3 protein-coding genes are annotated in these 16056 nt (G+C 75.1%); all 3 read right to left on the bottom strand.

The window, feature by feature from the left end:
* Positions 1–61: 61 nt before the first annotated feature.
* From fabG to F8279_RS00755, 3 genes are read right to left on the bottom strand one after another with little or no spacing between them, the layout of a single operon-like run.
* A complete protein-coding gene (fabG, locus tag F8279_RS00765) occupies positions 62–802 on the bottom strand; it encodes a 3-oxoacyl-[acyl-carrier-protein] reductase (protein ID WP_091416767.1) in 741 nt (246 codons plus the stop codon).
* A complete protein-coding gene (locus tag F8279_RS00760; protein ID WP_091416763.1) occupies positions 802–1044 on the bottom strand; it encodes an MbtH family protein in 243 nt (80 codons plus the stop codon). Before F8279_RS00760 ends, fabG begins: the two co-directional genes overlap by 1 nt.
* On the bottom strand, positions 1041–16052 hold the full coding sequence (locus F8279_RS00755; RefSeq protein WP_151498777.1) for a non-ribosomal peptide synthetase: 15012 nt from the start codon (positions 16050–16052) through the stop codon (positions 1041–1043). Before F8279_RS00755 ends, F8279_RS00760 begins: the two co-directional genes overlap by 4 nt.
* Positions 16053–16056: the final 4 nt, after the last annotated feature.

Here is a 16056-nt window from a genome sequence, read left to right as displayed (position 1 = left end):
GGGTATTCCATCCGCGCCGGCTCGAGACCGGCTCAGGGCCGACTCAGGGCCGGCTCGGGCCTCAGAGCACGATTCCGCCGTCGACCTGGAGCACCTGGCCGGTGATGTAGGCGGCGCGGTCGGAGGCCAGGAAGGACACCAGGTCCGCCACGTCGGCCGGCTGTCCGAGCCGGCGCAGCGGGATCATGCCGGTGGCCTTCGCCCTGGCCTTCTCGGTCAGCCCGGCGGTCATGTCCGTCTCGATGAACCCGGGCGCCACCACGTTCACCCGGATGCCGTACGGGCCCAGCTCCTTGGCCATCGCCCGGCTCAGCGAGTTGATCCCGCCCTTGCTGGCCGAGTAGTTGGCCTGGGCGGCGTTGCCGTACACGCCGGCGACCGACGACACGTTGACCACCGTGCCGAGCTTGCGCTTCATGAAGCCGAACGCGACGCTGCGGCAGAAGTTGAACGTGCCGGTGAGGTTGGTGCCGAGCACCGCCTGCCAGTCGTCGAACGGCATCAGCACGAGCGGACTGTCCCGGATGATGCCGGCGCTGTTGACAAGCGTCCGTACCGGCCCGAGCTCCGCCTCGGCGGCGGCGACGAACTCGCTCACCGCGTCCGGGTCGGCCACGTCGCAGGCGGCGTGGAAGCACCGCACCCCCCGCTGCTTGATCCCGTCGGCGGTCTCCGCTGCCGCGTCGCCGCCCGCGCGGTAGCAGAACGCCACGTCGTACCCGTCCTCGGCCAGCCGCAGCGCGACGGCGCGGCCGATGCCGCGGGAGCCTCCGGTGACGAGCGCGGTGCGTTGCTCCACCACTACTCCCCCGGCTCCGCGCGCTCGGCGCCGTCCGCGGCCATCGCCGCGACCAGGCTCTTCGGCCGCATGTCCGTCCACTCGCGCTCGACGTGATCGAGGCAGGCCTGCCGACTGTCCTCGCCGAAGCTGACCTGCCATCCCTCCGGCACCGGCACGAACGACGGCCACAGCGAGTGCTGCCCCTCGTCGTTCACCAGCACCAGATACCGCCCCTCTTCGTTCTCGAACGGGTTGCTGCTCATCTGTCCCCCTCGGGGTCGGCGCCGGCGCGGACGCCGGCGGTGGTCTGGTCGCCGGCGGCGGCGGCATGCCCGCCGGTCCCGGCGTGCGTGTCGTCGGCGGCGTGCCGGTCGGCCTCGGCGTCGATCGCCGCGAGGCGGTCGGCGAGCACCCGGCCGACGGCGGCCAACGGCTCCGGCTGGGTCATGTCGTTGTGCCGGCAGTCGACGTCGTGCGTGCGCACGCCCGACAGGTGCGGTCGCCACGCGGCCACCGGGTCCAGGCTGGGCGCCCGGTCCCGGGTGGCCACGAACAGCAGCGCGTCGAGGTCCACGTGCCCCGGCCGGTGCTCACGGGCCAGCCGGGTGTTGTTGGCGAACACCTCGTACAGCGCGGTGAGGTGTCGCGCCTCCAGCCGGCCGAGCACGCCCTCGTTGCGGTTGAGCAGCTCGGCCACCTGCTCCTCGCCGGCCGGCGCACCGTCGGCGTCGGCCGGGTAGCCGGCGAGCTGAAGCATCCCGGCGAGGAACTCCGCGCGGTTCAGCGTGCCCCCGTCGGCCCGCTCCGCCTCGGTCTTCGGGAACGCGTCCAGCATCGCCAGCAGTGCCACCCGCTCCCCCCGCGCACGCAGCCGGGCCGCGATCTCGTGTGCGACCAACCCGCCGAACGACCAGCCGAGCAGGTGGTACGGGCCGGTGGGCTGGACCTCGCGGATTCGGGCCAGGTAGTCCTCGGCGACCCGCCCGACACTGTCCGGCAGGTCCTCCTGCCCGGCCAGGCCGGCGGACTGGAGCCCGTAGATCGGGCGGTCGGTGAGGTGCCCCATGAGGCCGGAGTAGGACCAGCTGAATCCGCTTGCCGGGTGGATGCAGAACAGCGGCGGCCGGGCGCCGTGGCGGCGCAGCGGCAACAGCACCTCGAACGCGCCCCGGCCGTCGTCGCCGGTGTCCAGCCGGTCGGTCAGCTCGGCCACCGAGGGCGCCTCGAACAGCGTACGCAGCGCCAGGTCCACCCCGAAGGTGGCGCGTACCCGGCTGATCAGCCGGCTGGCCAGCAGCGAGTGCCCGCCCAGGTCGAAGAAGCCGTCGTCGATGCCCACCTCGGACACGCCGAGCACCTCGGCGAACAGGCCGCACAACACCCGCTCGCGATGGCTGCGCGGGCCGCGCCGGTGGGCTCCCGCGCCGGTGTCGGTCGTGTCCGGCACCGGCAGTGCGCCCCGGTTGAGCTTCCCGTTCGGGGTCAGCGGCAGGTCGTCGAGGACCACCACGGCCGCGGGCACCATGTACTCGGGCATCGCCGCGGCCACCAGCGCCCGCAGCGCGGCCGGCTGCGGCGACGCGCCCGGGGCCGGCACCACGTACGCGACCAGCCGCTGGTCGCCGGGGCGGTCCTCGCGGACGACCGCCGCGCACCGGGCGACCTCGTCGGAGGCGGTCAGCAGCGCCTCGATCTCGCCCAGTTCGATGCGGAAGCCGCGCAGCTTGACCTGGTCGTCGACCCGCCGCAGGAACATCAGCTGGCCGGTGTCGGTCCAGCGCACCACGTCACCCGTGCGGTACATCCGGGTGCCGGGAGGGCCGAACGGATCGGCCACGAACCGGCCCGACGTCTGGCCCGGCCGGGCCAGATACCCGCGGGCCAGGCCGCCACCGGCCACGTACAGCTCGCCCGGTACGCCGGGCGGCACCGGACGCAGCCGGGCGTCGAGCACGTACAGGCGGGTGTTCGCCAGCGGCCCGCCGATCGGCAGCGGCCCCGGCGGCACCTGCCGGCCCGGCTCGATCCGGTACTCGGTGCAGTTCACAGTGGTCTCGGTCGGGCCGTACATGTTGTAGACGGCCACCCCGGGATGCCGCTTGCGCCAGTCGTCGACCACCTCGCCGAGCAGCAACTCCCCGCCGAGCAGCAGTTCGTCGGTCGGCGCGTAGTCGTCGGGCAGCGCGGCCAGCAACGGCAGGTGGCTGGGAGTGGCCTTGAGGAACGTGCAGGCGTGCCGGGCCAGCCGCCGCCGGGTGGCCGGATCGTCGTCCAGGCCGGCGACGTGCACGGTGCCGCCGACGGTGAGCGGCACCCACATGCCGGTCACGCTCAGGTCGAACGACACCGACGAGTGCAGCAGCACGCTGCCGCGAACGCCCCGGTAGCCGCCCCCGGCGAAGGTGAGGTAGTCGGTGAGCGAGCGGTGCTCGATCACCACCCCCTTGGGCCGCCCGGTCGAGCCGGAGGTGTAGATGACGTACGCCGGGTTGTGCGGCCGCGGGGCGGCGCGGCCGGTGCCGGGCGACGGCTCGGCGGCGACACCGTCGGGCTCCACCTGATCCACCAGCAGCCGCGGCACGTCGCCGGCCCGCCCGGCCGGCAGGGCGGTCGCCGTGGCCGCGTCGGTGAGCAGCAGCGCCGGTACGGTGTCGGCGAGCATGAAGGCGATCCGGTCCGCCGGGTAGCCCGGGTCGACGGGCACGTACGCGCCGCCGGCCTTGAGCACCGCGAGCAGCCAGCCGACCAGCCGGGCGGAGCGGGGCAGCGCCACCGCGACGAACCGCTCCGGTCCCACGCCGTGCGCCACCAGCAGCCGGGCCAGCCGGTCGGTCTGCTCGTCCAGTTCGGCGTAGGTCAGCTCGGTGTCGGCGTCGACCAGGGCCGGGGCGTGCGGCGTACGGGCGACCTGCGCGGCGAACAGCTCCGGCAGGGTCGCCGCCGGCACCGGCGCTGCCGTGTCGTTCCACGTCACCAGCACCTGCCGGCGTTCCTGCTCGGTGAGCAGGTCCACCGCGCCGATCGGCTGCTCCGGGTCGGTGGCCAGCGCGTCGAGTACGGCCTGGAACCGCGCGGCGATCCGCTCGACCGTGGCGTGGTCGAACAGGTCGGCGCTGTACTCGATCCGGCCGGACAGGCCGGCCGGCGCGTCGTCGGCGTCGGCCCGTTCGGCGAGACTGACGTTCAGGTCGAACTTCGCCCCGCCGGTGCCCGCGGTCAGGGCGGACACGGCCAGCCCGGGCAGCGCCACGTCGAGCCGGGCGTGGTTGTGCACCGCCAGCACCACCTGGAACAGCGGATGCCGGGCCACCGACCGGGCCGGGTTCAGCACCTCGACCAGCCGCTCGAACGGCACGTCCGCGTTCGCGTACGCGGCCAGGTCGGTGGCGCGGACCCGGTCCAGCAGTTCGGCGAAGCTCGGGTCACCGGCGGTGTCGGCCCGCAGCACCAGCGTGTTGACGAAGAAGCCGACCAGCCCGTCGAGGGCCTCGTCGACCCGGCCCGCGACCGGCGTGCCCAGCGGGATGTCCTCCCCCGCCCCGAGGCGGGTCAGCAGCGCGGCCAGCGCGGTCTGCGCGACCATGAACAGGCTCGCCTGCCGGTCCCGGGCCAGGCCGGTCAGCCGGCCGTGCAGCTCGGCCGGCACGTCGAAGGTGACGCTGCCGCCCCGGCGGGAGGAGACCGCCGGCCGGGGCCGGTCCACCGGCAGCTCGAGCTGCTCGGGCAGGCCGGCCAGGGCGTCGGCCCAGTAGGCGGTCTGCCGGCCGGCCAGGCTCGCCGGGTCGGCCTGGTCGCCGAGGGCCTGCCGCTGCCAGATCGCGAAGTCTGCGTACTGCAACGGCAGCGGGGTGAACTCCGGCGCGCGTCCGGCCCGGCGCGCCGTGTACGCGGCGGCGAGGTCCGCCGACAGCGGTCCGGCCGACTGCCCGTCGCTGGCGATGTGGTGCATCAGCAGCAGCAGGACGTGGCTGTCCGTGGCGAGGCGGAACAGGTGCGCGCGCAGCGGCGGCTCACCGGCCAGGTCGAACCGGTGCCCGATCGCCGCGGCCAGCACGGCCGGCAGCTCACCGGCGGTCACGTCCCGCTCCGCCAGCGCCGGCACGGCTGCCGCCGGGTCGAGGATCCGCTGGTACGGCTCGCCGTCGACCTCGACGAAGACGCTGCGCAGTGTCTCGTGCCGGGCGGTGACGTCGGCCAGCGCGGCACGCAGCGCGCCTCCGTCCAGCTCGCCGTCGAGGCGCAGCGCCAGCGGCACGTTGTAGCTGACGTCGGAGGCGTCGAATCGGTTGAGGAACCACAGCCTGCGCTGCGCGTACGACACCGGCACCAGCGGCGGGCGCGGGGCCGGGCGCAGCGGCGGACGGCTGTCCTGCCCGGCCAGCAGCCGGGCGGCGAGGCCGGCGACGGTCGGGGTCTCGAAGACCGACCGGACCGGCAGTTCCACGCCGAAGACCGTGCGGACCCGGTTGACGATCCGGGTGGCCAGCAGCGAGTGGCCACCGAGGGCGAAGAAGTCGTCGTCCACACCCACCCGGGCGGCGCCGAGCACCTCGGCGAAGACCCCGCAGAGCAGTTCCTCCTGCGGCGTGCGGGCGGCCCGGCCCGCGCCGCCCGTGGAGAAGTCCAGCGTGGGCAGCGCCCGGCGGTCGACCTTGCCGTTGGCGCTCAGCGGTAGCGCGTCCAGGACGAGCACCGCCGAGGGGACCATCGCGTCCGGCAGCCGGCCGGCGACGTGCTCGCGCACCGTCTCCGGTGCGGCGTCGCCGACCACGTAGCCGACGAGCCGGTTCGTGCCGGCCGGGTCGGTGTTCACCGCCACCGTCGCGGCGGTCACCCCGGGGGCGCCGCGCAGCGCCGCCTCCACCTCGCCCAGCTCGATCCGCTGTCCACGGATCTTGACCTGGTCGTCGGCGCGGCCGAGGAACTCCAACTGGCCGTCCGCGCGGTGGCGGACCCGGTCGCCGGTGCGGTAGAGCCGGGCCCCGGGCCGGCCGGAGAACGGGTCGGCGACGAAGACGGCGGCGGTGCGCGCCGGGTCGCCCAGATAGCCCCGGCCGACCCCGACGCCGCCGACGCAGAGTTCGCCCGGCACGCCGGGCGGCACCGGCTGGAGGTTCGCGTCCAGCACGTACAGCCGGGTGTTGCGCACCGCGCGGCCGATCGGCACCCGGTCACCCGCGGCGTCGGCCGGCACCGTGACGACCGCGTGGGTGACGTCGTCCGAGCACTCCGTCGGCCCGTACGCGTTGAGCAGCGGGACGGAGGGGTAGCGGGCGAGCCACCTGTGGCACAGCTGCGGTGGCAGCGCCTCGCCGGTCACCAGCAGCCAGCGCAGTGCCGGCAGTCGCGGCGGCGGCGCGCCGGCGTCCCACGCGTCCAGCGCGGTGCGCAGCAGCGACGGCACCACCTCCAGGACGGTCACCCGGTGGGCGTCCACCCGGCCGAACAGCGCGCCGGGGTCCAGCGCCGTCTCGTCGTCGACGACGTCCACCGCGCCGCCGGTGAGCAGCGAGGCGAGCATCTGCCACACCGACACGTCGAAGGTGAGCGCGGCGTTCTGCACGACGACGTCGCCGGCGGTGAGATCCAGGTCCTCCACCTTGGCCAGCAGGTGGTTGAGCATCCCCTGCCGGTGCACCATGGCGCCCTTCGGGCGGCCGGTGGAACCGGAGGTGAAGATGACGTACGCGAGGTCGTCCGGGCCGGCCGTCAGTGGCGCCGGCGGCGTCACCGGACCGGTACCCGCCAACGGCAGCACGGTGATCGGCACCCCGGCGCGGGCCACCACCTCGGCCGCCGCCGCCTCGTACGCGGGGTCCACCAGCAGCCACCGGCTGCCGCTGCCGGCCAGCAGGTCGGCGTTGCGCGCCACCGGCGAGCGCGGGTCCAGCGGCAGATAGGCGCCGTCGGCGGTGAGCGCGGCCAGCACGCCGGTGACGGCGTTCACGCCCCGGTCGGTCAGCAACGCGACGAGCGCGCCCCGCCCGGCACCGGCGGCGCGCAGCCGCGCGGCGAGGGCGTCGGCGCGGGCGAGCAGCCCGGCGTAGGTGACGGTCTGCCGGGGGTCGGTCACCGCCACCGCGTCGGGTCGGGTGGCGGCGACCGCCCGGATCAGCGCCACCGTGTCCTCGTCGGGCAGCGGCCGCCCGGTGACGTTCCAGTCGTCGAGCACGAGCCACCGTTCGTCCCGCCCGACCACGTCGACGACGCCGATCGGCGCGTCGGGGGTGGCCACCGCCGCCTCCAGCATGCGGATGAGTCCGGCGAGGATCCGCTGGGCGGTCGCGTCGTCGAACAGGTCGGCGCTGTAGTCCAGCCGCCCGTCGATGCCGCCGTTCGCGCCCGGCCGTTCGGTGAGGTCGATCGACAGGTCGAACTGGGCGGCGTGCGCGCCGACCTGGTCCACGGTGACCCGCAGCCCCGGCAGGTCCAGTTCCACTGTGGCGTTGTTCTGCAGGACCACCATGACCTGGAACAGCGGGTTGCGGGCCATCGACCGGGGCGGGTTGAGGACCTCCACCAGCCGCTCGAACGGAGTGTCCTGATGGGAGTAGGCGGCCAGGTCGGCGGTGCGGACCCGGTCGAGCAGCTCCCGGAAGGTCGGATTGCCGGCGGTGTCGGTACGCAGCACCAGCGTGTTGACGAACATGCCGACCAGGTCGTCGAGGGCCTCGTCGGTACGCCCGGCGATCGGGCTGCCGATCGGCACGTCGGTGCCGGCGCCCAGCCGGGTGAGCAGGGCCGCCAGGGCCGCCTGGAAGACCATGAACAGGCTCGCCCCGGTGGCGTGGGCGAGCGCGTCGAGCCGCTCGTGCAACGCCGGTTCGACGACGAAGCTCAGCATGCCGCCCTGGTGGGTGGCGACCGGCGGGCGCGGCCGGTCGGCAGGCAGCGTCAGCTCCTCCGGGACGCCGGCCAGGGCGTCGCGCCAGAACCGCACCTGCTCGGCGATCGCGCTGCCCGGGTCGGACTCGTCGCCGAGCACCGCCCGCTGCCAGATGGCGTAGTCGGCGTACTGCACCGGCAGCGGGCCGAACTCCGGCTCGCGGCCGGCGACGCGGGCGGCGTACGCGGTGGAGAAGTCCCGGCCCAGCGGCGCCATCGACCAGCCGTCACCGGCGATGTGGTGCAGCACCAGCAGCAGGCGGTGCTCCCCGTGGCCGAGGGCGAAGAGCCGGGCCCGCAGCGGCGGGTCCACGCCCAGGTCGAAGCCGCGCGCGGTCTCCGCGAGCAGAAGCACACGCAACCGGTCCGCATCGGCCGGCTCGGCGGTGACCTCCGGGCAGGCCGCGTCCGGGTCGAGGACCACCTGGTACGGGTCGCCGTCGACGTCGGGGTAGACGGTGCGCAGGCTCTCGTGCCGGGCGATCACGTCGCGCAGCGCGGCGCGGAGGGCTGCCACGTCCAGCTCACCGGTCAGCCGCAGCAGGATGGGGATCTTGTACGGGGAGTCGGCGCCGGAGAGCCGGTTGATGAACCAGAGCCGGTTCTGCGCGTAGGACAGCGGGATACGGTCCGGGCGGGGCATCGGCGTGAGCGCCTGCCGGGCCGCCTTCGCCCCGCCGAGGCGCTCGGCCAGGCCCGCCACGGTGGGCGACTCGAACAGATCCCGGATGGCCAGTTCCGCGCCCAGCGCGGTGCGGATCCGGCTGACCAGGCGGGTGGCCAGCAGCGAGTGGCCGCCGAGCGCGAAGAAGTTGTCCTCGATGCCGACCTCGGTCAGGCCGAGCACGTCGGCGAAGAGCGCGCAGAGCGTCTCCTCCTGCCGGTTGCGCGGCGCCCGGCGAGTGGAGCCGGCCGTGTAGTCGGGTGCCGGGAGGGCCCGCCGGTCCACCTTGCCGTTGCCGGTCAGCGGCAGGGCGTCGAGCGTCACCACCGCGGCCGGGACCATGTACTCGGGCAGCACCGTGGCGGCTCGGGCGCGCAGCGTCTCCGCCTCGGGGGTGGGTGCGTCGGCGGCCGGCACGACGTACGCGACGAGCCGCTTGTCGCCGGGGCGGTCCTCGCGCACCACCACGGCGACCTGGCCCAGGCCGGGTTCGCGGGCCAGCACCGCCTCGATCTCGCCGAGTTCGATCCGGAAGCCGCGGATCTTGACCTGTTCGTCGGCGCGGCCGACGAACTCCAGTGCGCCGTCGGGGCGCCGGCGCACCACGTCGCCGGTGCGATACATCCGCTCCCCGGCCGGGCCGAACGGGTCGGCCAGATACCGTTGCGCGGTCAGCCGGGGCCGGTTCAGGTAGCCCCGGGACAGTCCGGCTCCGGCGACGTACAGCTCACCGGCCGTCCCGGGCGGCGTGGGACGCAGGAAGTCGTCGAGCACGTACAGCCGCATGTTGTCCAGCGGCCGCCCGATCGGCACCGAGTCGGGCACCTCGGCCACCGCGCGCATCAGGTGGTGGGAGGCGAAGGTGGTGGTCTCGGTCGGGCCGTAGCCGTCACCGACCACCAGGCCGGGGCAGGCGGCCAGCACCCGACGCACCATCGGTGCGGGCACCACGTCCCCGCCGGTCCAGACCTCCTGCACCCGGGCGAACGCCTCCGGGGCCTCCTCGGCCAGCAGCCGGAACAGCCCGGCGGTCAGCCAGAGCGCGCTGACCGCGCCGCCGGACAGGACCGCCCGCAGATCGTCCATGGTCAGGTCGCCGGGCGGCGCGACGACCAGCAGGCCGCCGCTGAGCAACGGCACCCACAGCTCGTACGTCGAGGCGTCGAAGGCCAGCGGCGAGTGCAGCAGGACGCGGCGCTGCCGGTCGGTACGCCAGCAGCGGTCCCCGGCGAGGCTCACCACGTCGTGGTGGGTGACCATCACGCCCTTGGGGGTGCCGGTGGAACCCGACGTGTACATGACGTAGGCGAGCTGCCGGGGATGGGCCGGCCGGTCCGGGTCGGCGTCCGGCCGGGCGGCGATCTCGGCGGCGGTGGTCTCGTCGTCGACCGTCACCGCCGTCATGCCGTGGTCGAACCGCACATGCGCCATCGCGCGGTCGGTGAGCAGGACCGAGCTGCCGGTGTCGCCGGCGATGTGGGTCAGCCGGTGCGCCGGGTAGCGCGGGTCCAGCGGCACGTACGCGGCACCCGCCTTGAGGATCGCCAGCACCGACACGACCTGGTCGACCGAGCGTTCCTGGAGCAGGGCCACCCGGTCCTCGACCCCGACACCGAGCGCGACCAGGTGCCGGGCCAGCCGGTTCGCCCGGGCGTCCAGGTCACGGTAGGTCAGGCCGGCGCCGTCGACGGTGCGGACGGCGACCTGGTCCGGGGTACGGGCGGCCTGCGCGGCGAACCGGCCCGCCACCCCGCCTGCCGACTCCGGCTCGGGCTGCCCGCTGTCCTTCCACTCGGCCAGAACCAGGTGCCGCTCCGCGGCGGTCAGCACGTCCAGCCGGCCCACCGGCGTGTCGGCGTCGACGGCCACCGCACCGAGCAGCCCGAGCAGCCGATCGGCGAGACGCCGCGCGGCCTCGGCGGGGATGAGGTCGGCGCGGTGGTCCAGGTGCAGGCGGAGCCGCTCCCCGGGGATCGCGGTGACGGTCAGCGGATAGTGGGTGGCATCCCGGCCGGACACCCCGGTCAGCCGCAGACCGGAGCCGGGCAGGCTGAGCAGCTTCGGGTCCAGCGGGTAGTTCTCGAACACCACGAGGGTGTCGAACAGCTCGGCGTGCCCGGCCAGCCGCTGCACCTCGGTCAGCGGAAGGTGCTGGTGGGCCATCAGCGCGGACTGCCCGTCCTGCAGGCGGGACAGCAGCCCCACGAACGGCTCGGCCGGGTCCAGCCGCAACCGCACCGGCAGGGTGTTGATGAACAGGCCCACCATGGTCTCCACGCCCGGGATCTCCGGAGGGCGGCCGGCGACGGTGCCGCCGAAGACGACGTCCTGCCGGCCGGTGACCGCGCCGAGCAGCACGCCCCAGACGCCCTGCAGGATCGTGTTCAGGGTGATCCCGTGGCGGCGGGTCTGCGCCCGCAACGCGGCGGTCAGGTCGGTCGAGAGGTCGACGGTGAGCGGCTCCGGCGGTTGCGGCGCCCGGGCCGGGTCGGCCGGTACGAGCAGGGTGGGCTCGGCCAGACCGGCGAGCGCGTCGGTCCAGGCGTGCTCCGCGGCCGTCCGGTCCTGCGCGCCCAGCCAGGCCAGATAGTCGCGGTACGGCGCCACCCGGGGCAGTTCCCGGCCGCCACCGGCGTAGAGGGTCAGCAGCTCGCGCATCAGCGTCGGCACCGACCATCCGTCCAGCAGGATGTGGTGGTTGGTGAGCACCAGCCGGTGCGTGGTGTCGCCGAGGCGCAGCAGGGTGAACCGCAGCAGCGGTGGGCGCGTCAGGTCGAAGCCCTCGGCCCGGTCGGCGACGAGCAACTCGCGGGCCCGCTCGGCCCGCGCCGCGTCGGTCAGCGCGCGCAGGTCGTGTTCCCGCCACCCGGCACGCAGCCCGGCGGCCAGCACCTGGACCGACTCGCCGTTGGGACGCTGCCGGTATCCGGCCGTCAGGTTGGGGTGGCGGGCCAGCAGCGCGTCGGCGGCGTCGCGCAGGGCCGCCCCGTCGAGTTCGCCGGCCAGGTCGAAGCAGAGCTGCACGGTGTAGACGTCGCGGTCCGGCCCGTCGTAGAGGGCGTGGAAGAGCAGGCCTTCCTGCAAAGTGGACAGCGGCAGCAGGTCGGTCGCGTCCGGCCGGGCGGCCTCGATCGACTCGATCTCCTCCTGGGACAGCGGCAGCAGGAGGTCCGACGGGGTGTGCCCGCCGGCACCCGGCGTGGCGGCGTGCCGGACCAGGGCCTCCAGCGCGGCCAGCCAGTCGTCGGCGAGCGCCCGCACCTCCGCCTCGGCGAGCAGGGTCTGCGGCCAGGCGAAGGTGGCGGACAGGTGCGGGCCGTCGGCGTGGTCCCGGGTGACGGCGGTGACCTCGACGGCGTGCGGCACCGCCAGGGCCCCGTCCGCACCGCCACCGATCGCCTCGGCGTCAGCGGCGACCGCCCAGTCCGCGTCGCCGCGGTCGTCGGCCCGGAACCGGCCGAGGTAGTTGAAACCGATCTGGGCCGCGGGCGCCGCCGCCAGCCGGGGAGCGGTCTCGGTGTTGAGGTGCCGCAGCAGCCCGTACCCGATGCCGTTGTCCGGCACCGCCCGCAGCTGTTCCTTGACCCGCTTCACCGCCCGGCCGGCGGCCGCGCCGCCGGCGAACGCCTCGTCGAGATCGAGCGGACCCGGGTCCAGGCGGACCGGGTACATGCTCGTGAACCAGCCGACGGTGCGGGACAGGTCCAGCCCCGCGTCGAGCTCTTCGCGGCCGTGCCCCTCCAGGTCGATCAGCAGGTCGGTGCGCCCGGCCGCGCCGCGCCGCCGTCGCCACCGGCCGACGGCCAGCGTCAACGCGGTGAGCAGCACGTCGTTGACAGCGCCGTGGAAGGCAGCCGGCACCCGGGTCAGCAGCGGCCCGGTGCGCTCCGCGGGCAGCGTGACGGTCACCGTCCGCCCGCTGTCCACCGTGTCCCGGGCCGGGTCCAGCGGACGGTCGGCCAGCGGGGCCTCGGCATCGCCGAGCCGGGCCAGCCAGCCGTCCAGTTCGGCCACCCGTTCCGGCCGCGCCGCCTCGGCGGCGAGCCGGCCGGCGAATCGGCGCAGCGAGGCCCGCACCGGCTCCAGCTCGGGGGTACGCCCGGCGGCCACCGCCCGGACGGCGGCGGCGAGGTCGGGCAGCAGGATCCGCCAGGAGACCCCGTCGACCACCAGGTGGTGCAGGGCCAGCAGCAGCCGGCCGGGGCGGTCCGGACCGAGGTCGAACCACATCGCCCGCAGCATCCGTCCCGCGACCGGGGCCAGTCCGGCCTGGACCGTCTTCGCCTGCTCCTCGACCAGCCCGCGCAGCGCGCCGGCGTCGAGCCCGGCGGCGTCGACCCGTGTCACCAGTTCCGCGGCTGCCACAGCGCCGCGCTCGCCGACGACCTGCCGCCACTCACCCGACTCGTCGACGATCAGCCGCATCCGCAGCGCGTCGTGGTGGTCGAGCACCGCCTGCACGCCGGCGACGAGGTGGTCCGACCGCAGCCCGGCCGGCGTGTTCACCAGCATGGACTGGTGGAAGCCGTCGACCGGCCCGTCGCGTTCGCGCAGCCAGTGCACGATCGGTGTCAGCGGCACCTCCCCGGTGCCGTCGTCGTCGGCCACCGCCGTGGCGTCGACCACGACAGCGGCCCCGGCGAGCGCGGCCACCGTACGGTGCACGAAGACGTCCCGGGGGGTGAACGACAGGCCCGCCTTGCGGGCCCGGCTGACCAGCTGGATCGAGACGATGCTGTCCCCGCCCAGGTCGAAGAAGCTGTCGTCGACACCGACCGCGTCCAGGCCGAGCACCTCGGCGAAGAGCCCGGCGAGCAGCGACTCGCCGGCGGTGGCCGGGGTACGCCCGCCACCGCCGGAGCCGAACCCGGGTACTGGCAACGCGCGGCGGTCCAGCTTCCCGCTGGGCGTCAGCGGCAGCGCGGGCAGGCCGACGACCGCCGCCGGCACCATGTACTCGGGCAGCTCGGCGCCGACGTGGGCGCGCAGCGCCACCCCGTCGACAAGCGCGCCGGGAGCCGGCACGACGTAGCCCACCAGGCGCCGTACGCCCGGCTGGTCCTCGCGGACGACGACCGTCACCTGCGCCACGGCCGGATGGCGGGCGAGCACCGCCTCGATCTCGCCCGGCTCGACGCGGAAACCACGGATCTTCACCTGGGCGTCGGCCCGGCCGACGAATTCCAGCGCCCCGTCGGAGCGCCAACGGACCAGATCGCCGGTGCGGTACATGCGCCCGCCGGGCTCGCCGGACGGGTCCGCCACGAAGCGGTCGGCGGTCAGCCCCGGCCGGTCCAGGTAGCCGCGGGCCAGGCCGGGTCCGGCGACGTACAGCTCCCCCGCCACACCGGGCGGAACCGGACGCAGGAACCGGTCGAGGACGTAGGTCCTGGCGCCCGCGATCGGGGTGCCGATCGGCGGGGCGCCGGCGCCGGGGACCAGCGGCGCGCTGAGCGTGGCGGCCACGGTGATCTCGGTCGGACCGTACGCGTTGACCATGCGCCGGCCGGGCGCGAACCGGGCGACCAGGTCCTCGCCGCAGGCGTCACCCCCGACCACCAGGGTGCGCAGTACCGGCGGGGCCACGTCCGGCAGGCCGGCCAGGGCGGCCGGCGGAATCAGCGCGTGTGTCACCCGCTGGTCGACCAGCACCGTCGCCAGGTCGTCACCGACCAGCGGCCCCGGGGAGGGCACGACGAGCGCCGCCCCGGCGCCGAAGGCCGCGCACAGTTCCAGAACTGACGCGTCGAAGCTGGGCGAGGAGAACTGGAGCACCCGGCTGCTCTCGTCGACGTCGAAACCGGTGACGACCGCGCGGGTGAAGCTGGGCAGCCCGGCGTGGGTGACGACGACGCCCTTCGGCCGGCCGGTCGAGCCGGAGGTGTAGATGACGTACGCCGGGTGTCCGGTCCGCAGCGGGGCGAGGCGCTCGGCGTCGGTGAGCGGCCCCGCGGGCTGCGCCGACCAGTCGGTGACCGTCGACTGCTCGTCCAGCCGCAGGTGCGGCACGCCGGTGTCGGGAAGCGCGATCCCGGTCATCGTGGCCAACAGCACCGGCCGGGCGTCCCGGAGCATGAACGCGATCCGGTCCGACGGGTAGTCGGGGTCGACGGGCAACCACGCACCGCCGGCCTTGCTGACCGCGAGCGCGGCGGTGACGAGTTCCGGGCTGCGCGGCAGGACCAGCGCCACCGTCCGCTCCGGGCCCACGCCGTGCGCGATCAGCAGCCGGGCCAGCCGGTCGGCGACCGCGTCCAGCTCGGCGTACGACATGGTGTCGTCGTCGCAGATCAGGGCCGGCGCCTCCGGGCGGGCGGCGACCTGGGCGGCGAACAGGTCGGGGAAGGTGCGCGGCGGCACGGCGGCCGGGCCGGTGGCCCAGGTGCCGAGCACGACGGCGCGTTCCACGTCGTCGAGCACGTCGAGCGTGGCCACCGGGGTCTGCGGCGCGTCCACGACGGTGCTGAGCAGGCGGACCAGACGGTCGGCGATCCGGCGGGTGGCCGGCTCGTCCAGCAGGTCCGCCCGGTGGTCCAGCCGGAGGGTGAGCCGCTCGCCGGGCAGCACGGCCAGGGTGAGCGGGTAGTGGGTGGCGTCGTGGCCGGTGACCGCCGTGACCCGCAGGCCCGTGCCGCCCAGGTCCAGCGCGGACGGGTCCAGCGGGTAGTTCTCGAAGACCGTCAGGGTGTCGAACAGATCGCCGGAGCCGGCCAGCCGGCGGATGTCGGCCAGGCCCAGGTGCTGGTGCGCCATCAGCGACGCCTGCTCGTCCTGCACCCGCACCAGCAGGGCAGCCAGGGACTCGGCCGGGTCGAGGCGGATCCGCACCGGCACCGTGTTGATGAACAGGCCGAGCATCGACTCCACGCCGGGCAGTTCCGGTGGCCGGCCGGCCACCGTGGCGCCGAAGACCAGGTCGTCGTCGCCGGTGAGCGCGCCGAGCAGCAGGGCCCACGCGCCCTGTACGGCCGTGTTGAGCGTGACGCCGAGCCGGCGGGTGGCGGCGGTGAGCGCGCCGGTCAACTCCTCGGGCAGCGACACGGTGAGCTGCCGCGGGGTGGTCGGCCGGCGGCCCGGGTCGGCGGGCGCCAGCAGCGTCGGGCCGGCCAGCCCGGCCAGCGCGTCCCGCCAGGCCTGCTCGGCCGCGTCCCGGTCCTGCCGGTCGAGCCAGCCCAGGTACTCGCGGTACGGGGTGACCGCCGGCAGCGTCCGGTCGTGTCCGCCGGCCACGTAGTGCGCGAACAACTCCTTGGCCAGCAGCGGCATCGACCAGCCGTCGAGCAGCACGTGGTGGTTGGTGAGCACCAGCCGGGACCGGTCCGGCCCGGTACGGATCAGCGCGGCGCGCAGCAGCGGCGGCCGGGCCAGGTCGAAACCGGCGGCGCGGTCGGCGGCGAGCAGCCGGGCCACCTCACCCTCGCGTCCGGCCACCGGATGGCCGCTCAGGTCGTGCTCCTGCCAGGCGGGCGTGACCTCGCGCGGCACCACCGCCACCGATTCCCCGGTGCGGCGCTGCCGGATGCCGACCCGGAGGTTGGCGTGCCGGGCCAGGATCGTGCCGACGGCGTCCCGCATCCGGTCGCCGTCGACCGGACCGGCCAGGTCCAGCACGAACTGCACCGTGTAGAGGTCCGATGCCGTCCCGTCGTAGAGCGCGTGGAACAGCAGGCCCTGCTGCAACGGCGACAGCGGCAGGATGTCCTCGACACGCGACTGCTTCACCACG

It is taken from the genome of Micromonospora sp. AMSO1212t (genome assembly GCF_008868145.1).
Lineage (GTDB): Bacteria > Actinomycetota > Actinomycetes > Mycobacteriales > Micromonosporaceae > Micromonospora > Micromonospora tulbaghiae.
Note: the sequence above shows the minus strand (reverse complement) of the source record. Positions and strands in the feature narration are given on the sequence as shown.

Coding starts and splice junctions, on each gene's coding strand:
- F8279_RS00760 (WP_091416763.1), bottom strand. CDS start 1,044: ATGAGCAGCAACCCGTTCGAGAACGAAGAGGGGCGGTATCTGGTGCTG.